The sequence below is a fragment of the Azovibrio restrictus DSM 23866 genome (assembly GCF_000429665.1).
Lineage (GTDB): Bacteria > Pseudomonadota > Gammaproteobacteria > Burkholderiales > Rhodocyclaceae > Azovibrio > Azovibrio restrictus.
The window spans coordinates 1-1,260 of record NZ_AUCH01000052.1 but is presented as its reverse complement, the minus strand read 5'-3'; the positions used below and the strand labels follow the sequence as shown (position 1 = coordinate 1,260).

The window sequence follows — 1,260 nt, the reverse complement described above, 5'->3', positions numbered from 1 at the left end:
AGCTTGGCCACCGTGTTGTTCAGGGACTGCTTCACCTGATCGAAGGCCCCCTGATAATCCCGGCTCACGCTCTTGGTCAGGTCCCCCTGCTCCAGGGCCTCGGCCACGAAGATGATGTCCTTGAAAGCGGTATCCACGCTGGTGGACAACTGATTGAGCTGTTCGGAAAGCTCTTTGGTGTAACCGGCCTTGCCGTTCAGCTCCATCTTGATGCTGAAGTCACCCCGGTTGGCGGCACCGACAATCTCCTTGATCTCGCCCACGATGCTGGTCAAGGCGTCCTGCATGGATTTCATGGAGGCCAGGAGGCTGCCGGTATCGCCGGCTTTGAGTTCGATCTGGCTGGAAAGATCGCCATTGGCAATCCTGTTCGCCACCCCGGCGGCAAAGTCGGGCTCGCCACCCAATTGGCGCAGCAGGTTACGGGTGATGGTGATGCTGATGGCCGCTACTGCCAACAGGGTCAAAACCACCACGGTTATGGACATGCTGGTGGCACTGCTCTGGATGGCCAGGGCATCGGCAGCTGCCTTGTTGGCCAGGTCCACGTTGAAATCGAAATGGGCGTTGATCGCCTTTTCCATCTCGGCGGCAATCTGCGTCAGCTCCCCCAGAGCCCGCATGGCCTGCTCGTTCTGGTTGACCCGGGAATGTTCAAGTACAGGAGCCAGCGCCGTCAGGTACTTGCCATAGATTTCCTTTTCCTGACGGAGAAAATCCTTGTCCTTGTCGTCGGAAAGCAGTTTCTCGTATTTCCGGAACGCCTCTTCCAGGTTGTTCTGGGCCTGCTTGATGGAGGCATCCAGGTCGGGCACCTTGGACAGGTCGGTATTCATCACATGCCGGTTCACCCGGATGCGCATGCGGGCGAATTCGGCCTTCACCTCATCCAGAGTCAACAGGGAGGGAACCGAATTGACGGCGGTGTAATTGGCAGCCTCAAATACCTTGCCCATCTGGTAGTAGGCAAGACCGGCGACCAGGATCAGCCCCAGCAGGGCGGAACCAGCGAGAAGCGCCATTTTCTTGGCGACGGTGAGTTTCATGTTGTTCTCCCTAATCAGTAAGCCAAGGAACTATTGCTGCCGTTTATCGGGGTGCCGCAATGCTGGCAGAGGGTCGCCCTCGATAGGCATCCCGTTCCGTCACGCGCCGGACAAGCCCTGGGACATCGAGGATGAGGGCGACCTGGCCGCTGCCGAGGATGGTGAAGCCGGAGATGCCCTGCAGGCCGGTAAAGACTTCGCCCAGGGGGCGGAT

At 58.8% G+C, this 1,260-nt stretch carries 1 protein-coding gene; it reads right to left on the bottom strand.

Annotated features, from left to right (window positions below):
• Positions 1–1,046 (bottom strand): MCP four helix bundle domain-containing protein (locus G474_RS21535; protein ID WP_211228149.1); only part of this gene is annotated, 1,046 nt, incomplete at its 3' end.
• Positions 1,047–1,260: the final 214 nt, after the last annotated feature.